Annotated in this window: 13 protein-coding genes; 6 read left to right on the forward strand and 7 right to left on the reverse strand. The window is 69.5% G+C overall.

Features of this window, described 5'->3' with window-relative positions; all coding sequences use genetic code 11:
• Nucleotides 1-62: 62 nt before the first annotated feature.
• Genes ABTX18_RS13215 through ABTX18_RS13225 form a run of 3 tightly spaced genes read right to left on the reverse strand, consistent with a single transcriptional unit; the run spans nucleotide 63 to nucleotide 1,202 of the window.
• Nucleotides 63-284 (reverse strand): DUF397 domain-containing protein, encoded by a 222-nt coding sequence (locus ABTX18_RS13215; RefSeq protein WP_352122823.1) that lies wholly within the window; start codon nucleotides 282-284, stop codon nucleotides 63-65.
• Nucleotides 285-294: 10 nt separating this feature from the next.
• Complete coding sequence (locus tag ABTX18_RS13220) at nucleotides 295-495, reverse strand: DUF397 domain-containing protein (protein WP_352122824.1); 201 nt, start codon at nucleotides 493-495, stop codon at nucleotides 295-297.
• Between the two features lie 2 nt (nucleotides 496-497).
• Nucleotides 498-1,202 carry a DUF5753 domain-containing protein gene (locus ABTX18_RS13225; RefSeq protein ID WP_352122825.1) on the reverse strand — a complete coding sequence of 235 codons (705 nt, stop codon included), beginning with the start codon at nucleotides 1,200-1,202 and terminating at the stop codon, nucleotides 498-500.
• A 164-nt stretch (nucleotides 1,203-1,366) separates the two neighbouring features.
• Between ABTX18_RS13225 and ABTX18_RS13230 the strand changes: the two genes are divergently transcribed.
• Both ABTX18_RS13230 and ABTX18_RS13235 read left to right on the forward strand, forming a co-directional pair.
• A complete protein-coding gene (locus ABTX18_RS13230) occupies nucleotides 1,367-1,732 on the forward strand; it encodes a hypothetical protein (RefSeq protein ID WP_352122826.1) in 366 nt (121 codons plus the stop codon).
• 71 nt (nucleotides 1,733-1,803) lie between these two features.
• The gene (locus tag ABTX18_RS13235) at nucleotides 1,804-2,193 is read left to right on the forward strand and encodes a hypothetical protein (protein ID WP_352122827.1); all 390 of its coding nucleotides are present in this window, start codon (nucleotides 1,804-1,806) and stop codon (nucleotides 2,191-2,193) included.
• 192 nt (nucleotides 2,194-2,385) lie between these two features.
• On the opposite strand, the gene ABTX18_RS13240 is transcribed toward ABTX18_RS13235, so the two are convergent.
• Genes ABTX18_RS13240 through pdhA form a run of 3 tightly spaced genes read right to left on the reverse strand, consistent with a single transcriptional unit; the run spans nucleotide 2,386 to nucleotide 5,955 of the window.
• Nucleotides 2,386-3,798: a dihydrolipoamide acetyltransferase family protein gene (locus ABTX18_RS13240; protein WP_352122828.1), complete on the reverse strand. Its 1,413-nt coding sequence runs from the start codon at nucleotides 3,796-3,798 to the stop codon at nucleotides 2,386-2,388.
• Nucleotides 3,799-3,808: 10 nt separating this feature from the next.
• Complete coding sequence (locus ABTX18_RS13245) at nucleotides 3,809-4,789, reverse strand: alpha-ketoacid dehydrogenase subunit beta (RefSeq protein ID WP_352122829.1); 981 nt, start codon at nucleotides 4,787-4,789, stop codon at nucleotides 3,809-3,811.
• 2 nt (nucleotides 4,790-4,791) lie between these two features.
• Nucleotides 4,792-5,955 carry a pyruvate dehydrogenase (acetyl-transferring) E1 component subunit alpha gene (gene pdhA / locus ABTX18_RS13250; protein WP_352122830.1) on the reverse strand — a complete coding sequence of 388 codons (1,164 nt, stop codon included), beginning with the start codon at nucleotides 5,953-5,955 and terminating at the stop codon, nucleotides 4,792-4,794.
• A 339-nt stretch (nucleotides 5,956-6,294) separates the two neighbouring features.
• On the opposite strand from pdhA, the gene ABTX18_RS13255 reads away from it, so the two are divergent.
• From ABTX18_RS13255 to ABTX18_RS13265, 3 genes are all read left to right on the forward strand, one after another.
• Nucleotides 6,295-6,954: a response regulator gene (locus tag ABTX18_RS13255; RefSeq protein WP_352122831.1), complete on the forward strand. Its 660-nt coding sequence runs from the start codon at nucleotides 6,295-6,297 to the stop codon at nucleotides 6,952-6,954.
• 145 nt (nucleotides 6,955-7,099) lie between these two features.
• A complete protein-coding gene (locus ABTX18_RS13260; RefSeq protein WP_352122832.1) occupies nucleotides 7,100-7,534 on the forward strand; it encodes a pyridoxamine 5'-phosphate oxidase family protein in 435 nt (144 codons plus the stop codon).
• Nucleotides 7,535-7,592: 58 nt separating this feature from the next.
• Nucleotides 7,593-8,582 carry a phosphotransferase enzyme family protein gene (locus ABTX18_RS13265; protein ID WP_352122833.1) on the forward strand — a complete coding sequence of 330 codons (990 nt, stop codon included), beginning with the start codon at nucleotides 7,593-7,595 and terminating at the stop codon, nucleotides 8,580-8,582.
• Between the two features lie 22 nt (nucleotides 8,583-8,604).
• On the opposite strand, the gene ABTX18_RS13270 is transcribed toward ABTX18_RS13265, so the two are convergent.
• The gene (locus tag ABTX18_RS13270; protein WP_352122834.1) at nucleotides 8,605-10,257 is read right to left on the reverse strand and encodes a protein kinase domain-containing protein; all 1,653 of its coding nucleotides are present in this window, start codon (nucleotides 10,255-10,257) and stop codon (nucleotides 8,605-8,607) included.
• A 294-nt stretch (nucleotides 10,258-10,551) separates the two neighbouring features.
• On the opposite strand from ABTX18_RS13270, the gene ABTX18_RS13275 reads away from it, so the two are divergent.
• Nucleotides 10,552-12,192 (forward strand): protein kinase domain-containing protein, encoded by a 1,641-nt coding sequence (locus ABTX18_RS13275; RefSeq protein ID WP_352122835.1) that lies wholly within the window; start codon nucleotides 10,552-10,554, stop codon nucleotides 12,190-12,192.
• Nucleotides 12,193-12,360 lie beyond the last annotated feature (168 nt).

The raw sequence follows: 12,360 nt of genomic DNA on the forward strand, positions 1-12,360 counted from the left end.
AGCGAGCGCTTCTGATCAACAAGAACTGTCTGGGGCGGTGATGCGTTGCGCCCAACTCGTGGCTAATACATCCTTGTTACACGGCGGAGGACGACCACGTCAGGCCGGACGCAGCCCGCCCGGAAGGCGTCCCACGCGGCAGGGGCGAGGAGAAGGACGGGGCCGGCGGGGGACTTGGAGTCGCGGACGGCAACGGTGCCGGGGATGTTGCGGGCGACCTCGACGCACTCCTGTCCGGCGTTGCCTCCGCTGTAGCTGGACTTCGTAAAGCGGAAACCAGTCATCGCTGGCCCCTCAGCGCTTCATCCCCATGGCCGACTGCCTACCCAGGCCGTGCCGGAAAGCGTCCCACACAGCGGGGGTGACCACCAGTACAGCGCCGCTCAGCAGTTTGGAGTCGCGGACGGCGACGGTGCCGGGAATGTTGCGGGCCACTTCGACGCACTCGCCATTGCCGCTGCTGTAGCTGGACTTGACGAACTCGAAGTGCGGCACGGTTACAGCTCCTTACGAATACGCTCGATGAGAGCGATGGAATCGCGGGGTGCGAGCCCGCTTCTGGCGATGCGCCCAAATGTGGCGTTATGACGCGCGGCATCCGTCTCGCTCTCCAGCCACAGCGTAGACGACGTCGTGTCCATGTAGACAACGTCCACCGCACCGGGTTCACCAAACGACACGACGCTAAAAGCGCTGGTCATGCCCGGGTGAGAACCAGCCAGGGGGGGGACAACCTGCACGGTGACATTTGGCTCGTCAGCCACCTCCGTCAAACGCGCCAACTGGATGCGCATCACCTCGCGCCCGCCGACCAATTGCCGCAGGGCACCTTCGGCAACGATCGCCCACAGCGCAAGCGGACTGTCGTCCGTGAGGCGCACCTGCCGAGCAATCTTCGCTTCGACGAACCGCTCGATTTCGTCCGGGTCATCCCAGTCCGCATTGCCCACCGCGAGAGCCCGAGCGTAGTCCGGCGTCTGAAGCAGGCCCGGCACAAAGGCCCCTTGCCACGTCCTGACCGCCGTCGCGATGTCTTCGAGGGCAACGTACTCGACCAGCGATCGCAGCTCCGGGTACTGATTCCACCAGCCCTTGGCCTTGCGACGCTCCCGGTCCAGCCGGGCCACCTCCAGCAGCCGGCCAACGAGCTTCGCATCCTGAAGACCGTAGAACTCGCAGCAGACCGTCTTCGCCGAACTCACCGTGCGGCCCGTCGCCGGTGGCCCGCAGCGAAGTTGAGATCGATGTGGGCGCATTTGAAGGCCCTGTGGGGGTGAAAAAGTGCCCACATCGATCTCGATTCCGGGTCACCGCCCCCTGGCCGGCTGGGGACTGTTCCTCAGATGTCTATGGCATCGTCGGGCTCATGACCGAGTCCTGGGCTGTCGATGACGGAAGCGTTGGAGAGGTGCTACTGGACACGCTTCGCGCGAAAGTCAGCGAAGGCCGGCTCGAGACATGGCTGGCTAGTTCGTCCGGCCGCAAGTTGGCCTTCGTGACCAACGCCGAGCGCGCGATGGTCGTGTTGATGGAGGGCGAGGATGATGCCGGCGAGCACGCCGTCGACCCCGGAGCCGAGGGATGGAGCGGCGGTTTCGTCCTGTCCAATGGGCAGTACGACGAATACCCGGACGTGGATACCGTGCCGCTTGAAGAGGCGTTCAGGATCGTCGACCACATCGTCAGGACAGGGTCTTGGCCTGCGGACGCGCGCTGGGCCGTCGACCGTTGACCGAACGTTCTGGACAACCCTCGCTCTCGTCTCCGCAGGTCCCCCTTGGGCCACACCGCCAGGAGCAACCAGTGTCATACCCGCAACTGCTCACCTCCGAGGCAAAGCTCACCGACGCGAAGAAGCAGTTGGGCCTCCCGCGCATCGTCGTGATCTGCGGCTCCACCCGCTTCATGACCGAAATGAACGAGGCCGACGTGCGGGAGACCAAAGCCGGAAGGATCGTCGTCAAACCGGGCTGCGACATGAAGTCGCCGCACGAACTGTGGTCCGATCCTGTCGAGGCCGAGGCGCTGAAGGTTCAGCTCGACGAACTGCACCGGGCGAAGATCCGGCTCGCTGATGAGGCGCTCGTGGTCGGCGACTACATCGGAGACAGCACCCGAGCCGAAATCGACTACGCCCGGTCGCTGGGCAAACCGGTGCGGTTCACGCACCCCGAAGTCGACCCTGACGCCTGACCGCCCGCTGCCACCTCGACGGCCGGGGCCGGCGGCGGCCCGCCGTCTGCCCGTCTCGTGGCGGCTTCCGCCGCCGCCCGCCCCACACCCTCCGCGGTTTTACGTCACCCGCGCACCCAGTCCGCAAGGGGAACACCTCGCGGACATGCCGATGGGCCCACGCACAACACGGCGCGGGCCCATCTCACGTACCTACGCCCAGGTGATCAGGCGCTTCGGCTGCTCCAGGATCGCGGCGACGTCCGCCAGGACCTTGGAGCCGAGCTCGCCGTCGACCAGACGGTGGTCGAAGGAGAGGGCCAGCGTGGTGACCTGTCGGGGCTTCACCTTGCCCTTGTGCACCCAGGGCTGGAGCTTGATCGCGCCGACCGCGAGGATCGCGGACTCGCCCGGGTTCAGGATCGGCGTTCCCGTGTCGACGCCGAAGACGCCGACATTGGTGATGGTCACCGTGCCGCCCGCCATCGCGGCGGGGGACGTCTTGCCCTCGCGCGCCGTGGAGACCAGCTCGCCCAGGGACGCGGCCAGTTGCGGCAGCGTCTGGTCCTGGGCGTCCTTGATGTTCGGGACGATCAGGCCGCGCGGGGTGGCCGCGGCGATGCCCAGGTTGACGTAGTGCTTCTGCACGATCTCCTGGTTCGCCTCGTCCCAGGCGGCGTTGACCTCGGGGTTCCGCTTGATCGCGACGAGGAGGGCCTTGGCGATGATCAGGAGCGGGTTGACCCGCACCCCCGCCATGTCCTTGTCCTCCTTGAGCTCCGCCACGAGCTTCATCGTGCGCGTCACGTCGACGGTCACGAACTCCGTGACGTGCGGCGCGGTGAACGCGCTGCCGACCATGGCCTGCGCGATGGCCTTCCGCACGCCCTTGACGGGGATACGCGTCTCGCGCGCACCCGACGCCACGGGTGCCGCTGCGACCGGAGCCGCGGCCGGGGCCGGAGCCTCGGCCTGCACCGGGGCGGGCGCGGGCGTCGCCGCCGCGTGCACGTCCTCGCGGGTGATGACCCCGCCGTCGCCGGTCGGGGTGACCGTCGCCAGGTCGATGCCCAGGTCCTTGGCGAGCTTGCGGACCGGCGGCTTGGCCAGCGGACGGGACTCGGCGACCGCGGCGGGGCCGTGGCCGTTCATCTCTACCTGGATCGCGGCGGAAGCGGCCGCGGGAGCCGCCTCCGTGCCCTTGCGGGCGCGCCGCTTCGTGGAGGACTCGGCCACGCCGTAACCCACCAGGACCGGCTGACGGCCCTTCGGCGCCTCGGGCTCGGCCTCGGCGGCCGCAACCGCGGGCGCCGGCTCCGCGGCCGGCTGCGCCGGCACCGCGTCATCCGACCCCGGCGCCACGTCCACCGCGATGATCACCTGGCCGACGTCGACGGTCGTGCCCTCGGGGAAGCGCAGCTCGTGCACCACGCCGTCGAACGGGATGGGCAGCTCCACGGCGGCCTTCGCCGTCTCGACCTCGCAGACGACCTGGCCGTCGGTGACGGTGTCGCCCGGCTGGACGAACCACTTGAGGATCTCGGCCTCGGTCAGTCCCTCGCCCACGTCGGGCATCTTGAACTCACGGAAGCGAGCAGCGTTGGAAGTGTCGGTCATCGTTGTCACGTCCCAGTCCTCAGTACGCCAGCGAGCGGTCGACGGCGTCGAGCACGCGGTCGAGACCCGGAAGGTACTCGTCCTCCAGCCGCGCCGGCGGATACGGGACGTGGTAGCCGCCGACCCTCAGCACGGGCGCCTCCAGGTGGTAGAAGCACCGCTCCGTGATGCGAGCGGCGATCTCCGCGCCGGAGCCGTAGAACACCGGCGCCTCGTGGACCACGACCAGCCGGCGGGTCTTCTCGACCGAGGCCTGGATGGCGTCGAAGTCGATCGGGGACATCGAGCGCAGGTCCACGACCTCGATCGACTTGCCCTCCTCCTGGGCGGCCGCGGCGGCCTCCAGGCAGACCTTCACCATCGGGCCGTACGCGACGAGCGTCAGGTCCGTGCCGGTGCGGGCGACGGACGCCCGGTGCAGTCGGCCGGGGATGGACTCGGTGTCGACCTCGCCCTTGTCCCAGTAGCGGCGCTTCGGCTCGAAGAAGATGATCGGGTCGTCGCTCTGGACGGCCTGCTGCATCATCCAGTACGCGTCGGACGCGTTGGACGGCGAGACGACCTTCAGGCCCGCGACGTGCGCGAACAGCGCCTCGGGCGACTCGCTGTGGTGCTCGACGGCGCCGATGCCACCGCCGTACGGAATCCGCACGACGACGGGCAGCTTGATCTTGCCAAGCGAGCGGGCGTGCATCTTCGCGAGCTGCGTGACGATCTGGTCGTACGCGGGGAAGACGAAGCCGTCGAACTGGATCTCCACGACGGGGCGGTAGCCACGCAGCGCGAGGCCGATCGCCGTGCCGACGATGCCGGACTCGGCGAGCGGGGTGTCGATCACCCGGTCCTCGCCGAAGTCCTTCTGGAGGCCGTCGGTGATCCGGAAGACCCCGCCCAGCTTTCCGACGTCCTCACCCATGATGAGGACCTTGGGGTCGGTGTCGAGGGCCTTGCGGAGCGACTCGTTGAGCGCCTTCGCGATGGACATCTTTTCCATGGCCATGGCTACTTGCCCTCCTCGGCGAACGATGCCTGGTAGGCGGAGAACTGGGCGCGCTCCTCGTCGACGAGGGGGCTCCCGTCGGCGTAGGCGTGGTCGAACAGCGCCAGGGGCTCCGGGTCGGGCATGGCCCGTACCGCTTCACGCACCCGCTTGCCCAGGGTCTCGCTCTCCTCTTCGAGAGCGGTGAAGAACGCCTCGTCGGCGGCGCCCTCGTTCTCCAGGTACGTACGCAGGCGCAGGATCGGGTCCTTGGCCTCCCAGGAGGCGCGCTCCTCGTCGGCCCGGTACTTCGTCGGGTCGTCGGAGGTGGTGTGCGCGCCCATGCGGTAGGTGAACGCCTCGACGAGGGTGGGTCCCTCACCGCGCCGGGCCCGCTCCAGGGCGGAGCGGGTGACGGCGAGGCACGCCAGGACGTCGTTGCCGTCGACCCGGACGCCGGGGAAGCCGAAGCCCTGGGCGCGCTGGTAGAGCGGCACCCGGGTCTGCTTCTCGGTCGGCTCCGAGATCGCCCACTGGTTGTTCTGGCAGAAGAACACGACGGGCGCGTTGTAGACGGCGGAGAAGGTGAACGCCTCCGCGACATCGCCCTGGCTGGAGGCGCCGTCGCCGAAGTACGCGATCACGGCCGAGTCGGCGCCGTCCTTGGCCACGCCCATGGCGTAGCCGGTGGCGTGCAGGGTCTGCGAGCCGATGACGATCGTGTACAGGTGGAAGTTGTTGGTGGTCGGGTCCCAGCCGCCGTGGTTCACGCCGCGGAACATCCCGAGCAGATTGGTCGGGTCGACGCCGCGGCACCAGGCGACGCCGTGCTCCCGGTAGGTCGGGAAGACGTAGTCGTCGTCGCGCAGCGCCCGGCCGGAGCCGATCTGGGCGGCCTCCTGGCCCAGCAGCGAGGCCCACAGGCCCAGCTCGCCCTGCCGCTGCAGCGCGGTGGCCTCGGCGTCGAAGCGGCGGGTGAGGACCATGTCCCGGTACAGCCCGCGCAGCTCGTCCGTGGTCAGGTCGATCGAATAGTCCGGGTGCTCGATCCGCTCGCCCTCGGGCGTCAGCAGCTGTACGAGTTCGGGTCCGGAACTCTGTGGCGTCCTCGCGGGCGTCTTCGCGGCGCTGGTCCGCTTGCTGCTGCGTCGCGGTTTACGCGCGGCAGCAGTGCTCTCCACGGTCACGTGCGTGCTCCTCCGTCGGTCCGGCCCCCGGGGTCTGCCGGGAGACCAGTGCGGCTCGCCTGTGTCCGTACCCGTGCACGGGGTGGGTGCCGCTCGGTCCGGGAACAGGCGTGACAGGTGCCCCGGCGAGCGCCCTGTCAAAGGCACGTTACCCAGTGCTTCGCATAACTGCGAAACCCTTCCTGACCTGCGATTTTGCTTGGATATCCAAGTAAATCGAGGAATTCGGGAACTCTCGCTGGTCACAGCACTGGTAACAGCCTTGCAGGCCGCCGGAACAACGGCACGTTATCCCGCCGGACAGCGGCAGGGAAGAGGGGAGTGTGTGAGACTGCGTTTGTGCGCAAAGAAGGAAAAATCACTGTTTTTCTGTTGGACGACCACGAAGTCGTCCGCCGCGGCGTCCATGAGCTGCTCGCCTCCGAGGACGACATCGAGGTCGTGGGCGAGGCCGGTACGGCAGCGGACGCGCTGGTACGCATCCCCGCGACCCGGCCCGATGTGGCCGTCCTCGACGTACGGCTGCCGGACGGCAGCGGGGTGGAGGTCTGCCGCGAGATCCGCTCGCAGGACGAGTCGATCCACTGCCTGATGCTGACGTCGTACGCCGACGACGAGGCGCTGTTCGACGCGATCATGGCGGGTGCCTCCGGATATGTGCTGAAGGCGATCCGCGGCAATGAGCTGCTGAGCGCGGTACGGGACGTGGCGGCCGGGAAGTCGCTGCTCGACCCGGTGGCGACAGCACGCGTACTGGAACGGCTGCGCGACGGGAACAAGGGCCGGGGCGACGACAAACTCGCGGGCCTCACGGACCAGGAGCGCAAGATCCTGGACCTGATCGGCGAGGGGCTGACGAACCGGGTGATCGGTGAGCGGCTCCACCTCGCCGAGAAGACCATCAAGAACTACGTCTCCAGCCTGCTCTCCAAGCTGGGCATGGAACGGCGCTCGCAGGCCGCCGCATACGTGGCCCGGCTCCAGGCCGAGAAGCGCTGAGGGGTGGGGCGAAGAAGCGCCGGCCGCGGGATGCGGGTTCGGCCCCGAGCGGGCGGGCGGAGCGCCCGGTTCGGGACTTTGGTCCCGGCCGACCCGGGGCCCCGGCCTCTTATCCCGCCCACACAGGTGACGGACAGTGGAGGGCATGTCCTCCGAGGAACTCCACGCGATCGACCTGCTCGGCCGGGTCCCCTACGGCCGGCTGGCGACCAGCATGCGCGCCCTCCCGATCCTGACGGTGGCCCGCCACATCGTGGCCGGCGGCCGCGTCCTGCTGCGCATGCACAGCGGCCTCGGCTACCACGACGCCTGCGACGGCGCGGTCGTGGCGTACGGAGCGGACAACTACAACGCCGCCACCTCCGCGGGGAGCCGCGACCTGTGGTCCGTGCAATTCACCGGACCCGCGCGGATCATCGAGCCGACGTGCGCCCAGCGCGAGCTGTTCGGCCCCACCCCGAGCGAGGTCAACGGGGAGCCCTACGCACCGGCCTACCTCCGGCTCGACCCGCACTTCGTCACCGTGCACACTCTGGACTTCCACGCAACTCCGCAGATCCCGCAACACAGCGTGATCTAACATCTGTCGGGTGCCGCGCTCATCTGTAACCTTCCCGCCTGTTCCTCCGGTAGGCGAGGTGCTGCGCCGCTACCCCGGCGCCGGTGAACCGCTCACCTGCGAGCCCGTCGACCAGGGCCTGCTCAACCATGGTTACCGGGTGTCCACCACCCGCGGCTCCTACTTCCTCAAACACCACCTGGACGACTCCACCGGCGACCGCGCCACCATCGTCCGCCAGCACCGTGCCACCCAGCGGCTCCAGTCACTCGGCGTGCCCGTCGCACCGCCCGTCGTGGACAGCGACGGCGACACCGTCACCGAGATCGGCGGCCGCTGCTACGCCCTGCACCCCTGGGTCGACGGGCTGCACCGGGCAGGCGCCCAGCTCACCCTCGCCCAGTCGCTGCGTCTCGGGGCGCTGCTCGGAGCCGTACACACGGGTCTTGAGCAGGTGATGGAGCCGGGAGCGGGGGCCGGGGGGCGGTCCTGCCATGCGAGCCCCGATCCCGCCGACACCTTCGCGCTGATCGACGAGCTGCTGACCGCCGCGCGCGGTCGCCGGCCCCGGTCCGCCTTCGACGAACTGGCCGAGCACCGGCTCCTGGAGCGGCGCACCCTGCTGGAACAGCACGCGGACCGCCGGCCGCCCGCCCCGGACGGTCCGGCGACCGGCTGGGTGCACGGCGACTTCCACCCATTGAACGTGCTCTACCGGGGCGCCGATCCGGTGGCGATCCTCGACTGGGACCGGCTGGGGGTGCAGCCGCGCGCGGAGGAGGCGGTACGGGCCGCGGCGATCTTCTTCGTGCAGCCCGCCGGGGAGCTGGAGCTGGCGAAGGTACGGGCCTACGCGCGCGCCTACCGGCGGGCGGCCGGGGCGGGGGCGGACGAACTGGCCGCGGCGGTGCACCGGGTGTGGTGGGAGCGGCTCAACGACTTCTGGATACTGCACTGGCGCTACTGCCTGAACGACCGCAGGGCCGACCCGCAGTTCCCTGCGGTGTCAGCCCTGGCGGTCTGGTGGACCCGTGAATACGAGGCGGTGCGCGACGCGTTCACGGGGTGAGACGGGTTACTGCGGGGTGCGATTAATCGGTGGTGCCACCGTCGGCGCCCGCGGCGGCTCCGGCAGCGGTGTTTCCGGCGGTGGTTCCGGTGCCCGTGGTGGTGCCGGTGGTCGTGCCCGTGCCCGCATCCGTGCCCGCGTCCGTACCGGCGTCCGCGCCCGCGTCCGTACCGGCGTCCGCGCCCCCGTCGGCACCCGCGTCCGCGCCCTCGTCGGTGTTGCCCTCGCTCGTGTTGCCCTCGGTCGTACCCTCCGTGGCCGTCTCCGTCGGCGTGGCCGAGGGGGTCGGGTCGGTGGTCTCGCTCGCGGTGAACGACGGGGTGTACGACGGCTTCACCGGCGTCTCGTGCTGGTCACCGCTGGAGTTGCCCGGCTGCTCGGTGTCCGCCGTCGTCTCCTCCTCGGTCGGCGAAGCCGACGTCTTCGTCGGGGAGGGGGTACTGGAGGGCGAGGTCGTCGTGGGCTCGGGCTTCTTGGTGTGGTTCTGCGTCGCGTTGACCGCGAAGGCCACACCCGCGCCGATCGCGATCAGCGCGAGGACGACGAACAGCCAGAGCTTGCCCTTGCCGCTGCCGCCCTGCCGGGTGCTGCCGCCGGCGTAGCCGCCGTCGTCCGGGTTCATCGGGGGCAGGATCGGGCCCTGCGAGGTGTCCCCCTGCTGCTGGTACCCCATCGCGCGGGTGGAGCCGGTCATGCCCCGGGGCGGGGTGCCGGGGCCGTCGTTCATCACGACCGGGCCGGTGTTCCACGTACCGGTGTGGCCGCCCTGCACCTGAAGCATCTGCAGGCTGTACTGGACCAGCCCGCGCATCTCCTCGGCGCTCTGGAACCGGTCGTCCGGGTCCTTCGCGAGCGAACGCATGACGAGCCCGTCGAGCTCCGGCGGCACCGCCCCGTTCGAGATCTCCGAGGGCGGGACCGGAATATCCTGAACGTGCTGATAAACCACGGAAAGTGGCGTTTCGCCGGTGAACGGGGGCCGCAGCGCGAGGAGTTCGTAGAGCAGACAGCCGGTGGCGTACAGATCGGAGCGGTGGTCGACGGCCTTGCCCAGCGCCTGCTCGGGGGAGAGGTACTGCGGCGTGCCCATGACCATGCCGGTCTGGGTCATCGTCGACTGCGCGCCGTGCAGCGCACGGGCGATACCGAAGTCCATCACCTTGACCGCGCCGGAGTGCGTGATGATCACGTTGGCGGGCTTGATGTCGCGGTGCACGATCCCGTGCTGGTGCGAGTAGGCGAGCGCCTCCAGCACCCCGGAGACAATGATCAACGCCTGCTCGGGAGGCGGGGCTTCGGCGTTGAGGAGCAGGTCGCGGATGGTGCGGCCCTCGACCAGCTCCATGACGATGTACGGAACGGTCTGGCCGTTCACGGTGTCCTCGCCGGAGTCGTACACCGCCACGACCGCGTGGTGGTTGAGGCCTGCGACCGACTGCGCCTCGCGCGTGAACCGGGCCTTGGAGACCGGGTCCTCGGCAAGATCCGAGCGCAGCAGTTTCACCGCGACGGTACGTCCCAGCCGGACGTCCTCGGCCGCGAAGACCTCGGCCATACCGCCCCGGCCCAGGCGGCCGGACAGCCGGTAGCGTCCGTCGCCGACGACACCGCCGATGCCGAAGGAGTCGCTGCCATCCGGAACTCCGCCGCCGTTTGCTTCGGGTTCGGGTGCCATCAGTCCTCGCCGTCGTTTCTGTCCGCGCGTCCGCGGGTTCTCACGGTGCCTTGCTGCATTGCCACGTCACGCTACAGCCTTCGTCGGACACACCGTTTCCGAGAGGGACGGGTCATCCAACCGGCTGGCGCGCCCTCCGCGCAAATTCCGTACGGTTCCTGTAACGCTTCCGAGACGCTTCTTGTGCGTAGGGTCACGGAACGGGCACCTGGCTTGACGTGTCGTACCCCTCGGGCAGACTTGGCCAGTAATACGGATCTTCGCGCTGTCGCGCGCCCTAGGGGGAAGCAAGTCATGAGCCAGGACGGCGCACAGGGTGCCCAGGGTCGCTACGCGGGCGGTTCGGTCGCCGGCGGCCGCTACCAGCTGCGCGACCTGCTGGGCGAAGGCGGCATGGCCTCCGTATACCTGGCTTACGACTCCGCCCTCGACCGGCAGGTCGCGATCAAAACGCTCCACACGGAGCTCGGCCGCGAGCAGTCGTTCCGCGAGCGGTTCCGGCGCGAGGCACAGGCCGTCGCCAAGCTCCAGCACACCAACATCGTCTCCGTCTTCGACACCGGCGAGGACGAGCTCGGCGGTGCGCTGATGCCGTACATCGTCATGGAGTACGTCGAGGGCCAGCCGCTCGGCTCCGTCCTCCAGGCGGACATCCGCACCTACGGCGCGATGCCCGCCGACAAGGCGCTCAAGGTCACGGCCGACGTGCTGGCCGCGCTGGACACCAGCCACGAGATGGGCCTCGTCCACCGCGACATCAAGCCCGGCAACGTGATGGTGACCAAGCGCGGCATCGTGAAGGTCATGGACTTCGGCATCGCCCGCGCCATGCAGTCGGGCGTCACGTCGATGACGCAGACCGGCATGGTCGTCGGCACCCCGCAGTACCTCTCCCCCGAACAGGCCCTCGGCCGCGGCGTGGACGCGCGCTCCGACCTGTACTCGGTCGGCATCATGCTGTTCCAGCTGCTGACCGGCCGCATCCCCTTCGACGCGGACTCCCCGCTCGCCATCGCGTACGCGCATGTGCAGGAGGAGCCGGTCGCCCCGTCCACCATCAACCGGTCGCTCACCCCGGCGATGGACGCCCTCGTCGCCCGCGCCCTGAAGAAGAATCCGAACGAGCGCTTTCCGAGCGCCGCCGCGATGCAGGACGAGATCGCGCGCGTGCTGAGCGCGAGCGGCCAGAGCGGCGCCCCCGTGATCGTCAGCGGTTCGGGCGCCCCGGCGAACAGCGGCTCGGGTGTCGGTTCGGCGGTCTTCCCGCCCGTCGACCAGTCCGCCCCCGCCCCGCAGAACGTCCAGACGCCGTACCAGCCGGGCCCCTACCAGTCGCAGCAGCAGCCCGGCCCCTACGGCACGCCCACCCCGGCGCCGGGCTACGGCTATCCGCAGTCGGCTCCGGCGTACCAGACGCCGGCGGCGATGTCGCCGATGCAGCACCAGACCCCGGCGCCGTACTCGGTCTCCCCGCAGACGCACGCCCCGTCCTCCGGCGGCGGCTCCAAGCGGAACATGCCGGTCATCGTGGGCTCGATCGTGGTCGCCCTGATCGCGATCGGCGGCCTGATCACGGCGCTCGCGCTGAACGACGACGACCCGGGCAAGGGCGCCGAGGCCACCTCGAGCGAGTCCCCGTCCGGTGACCACAAGGATCCCGAGCGCAACCGCACGATGAAGACCGAGGACTGCACGGACGCCAGGGAGAACAGCGACGACCCGAACAAGGTCGACGCTCCGAGCTTCCTCTACAAGGACATCCTTTCGGCGCGCGCGTGTGCGGACGCCGCGGGCTGGACCATCAAGCAGATCAAGGTCCCCGGGAACGCCTACGCGGAGGACCAGGTCGTCGACCAGTTCCCCACGCCCGGGACCGCGGTTCCGGAGACGGGCGCCCACTTCGAGCTGCGCATCGCTACCGGCGACCCGGCGTAGGGGCGCCCTGCGGGGCTCCTTGCGCCCCGGCGCAGGGCGCTGCCCATTTAGCCGCCCTCCTTGCGCTCCGGCGCAAGGAGCTGCCCGTTTACGTCTCTGAGTGGGGTCGGCGGGGGCGAGGGCCCTGCTCAGGTCCCCGCGCCATCCGTCCGGATTACCTGAGATGCC

Source organism: Streptomyces sp. NPDC096323, from assembly GCF_040302845.1.
In the GTDB taxonomy this organism is placed as follows: Bacteria; Actinomycetota; Actinomycetes; order Streptomycetales; family Streptomycetaceae; genus Streptomyces.

What these genes read in the sequence shown, in the direction of transcription:
- ABTX18_RS13245 (WP_352122829.1), bottom strand. Translation starts at nt 4,789, where the DNA reads ATGGCCATGGAAAAGATGTCCATCGCGAAGGCGCTCAACGAGTCGCTC.
- ABTX18_RS13275 (WP_352122835.1), top strand. Translation starts at nt 10,552, where the DNA reads ATGAGCCAGGACGGCGCACAGGGTGCCCAGGGTCGCTACGCGGGCGGT.
- ABTX18_RS13215 (WP_352122823.1), bottom strand. Translation starts at nt 284, where the DNA reads ATGACTGGTTTCCGCTTTACGAAGTCCAGCTACAGCGGAGGCAACGCC.
- ABTX18_RS13270 (WP_352122834.1), bottom strand. Translation starts at nt 10,257, where the DNA reads ATGGCACCCGAACCCGAAGCAAACGGCGGCGGAGTTCCGGATGGCAGC.
- ABTX18_RS13260 (WP_352122832.1), top strand. Translation starts at nt 7,100, where the DNA reads ATGTCCTCCGAGGAACTCCACGCGATCGACCTGCTCGGCCGGGTCCCC.
- ABTX18_RS13230 (WP_352122826.1), top strand. Translation starts at nt 1,367, where the DNA reads ATGACCGAGTCCTGGGCTGTCGATGACGGAAGCGTTGGAGAGGTGCTA.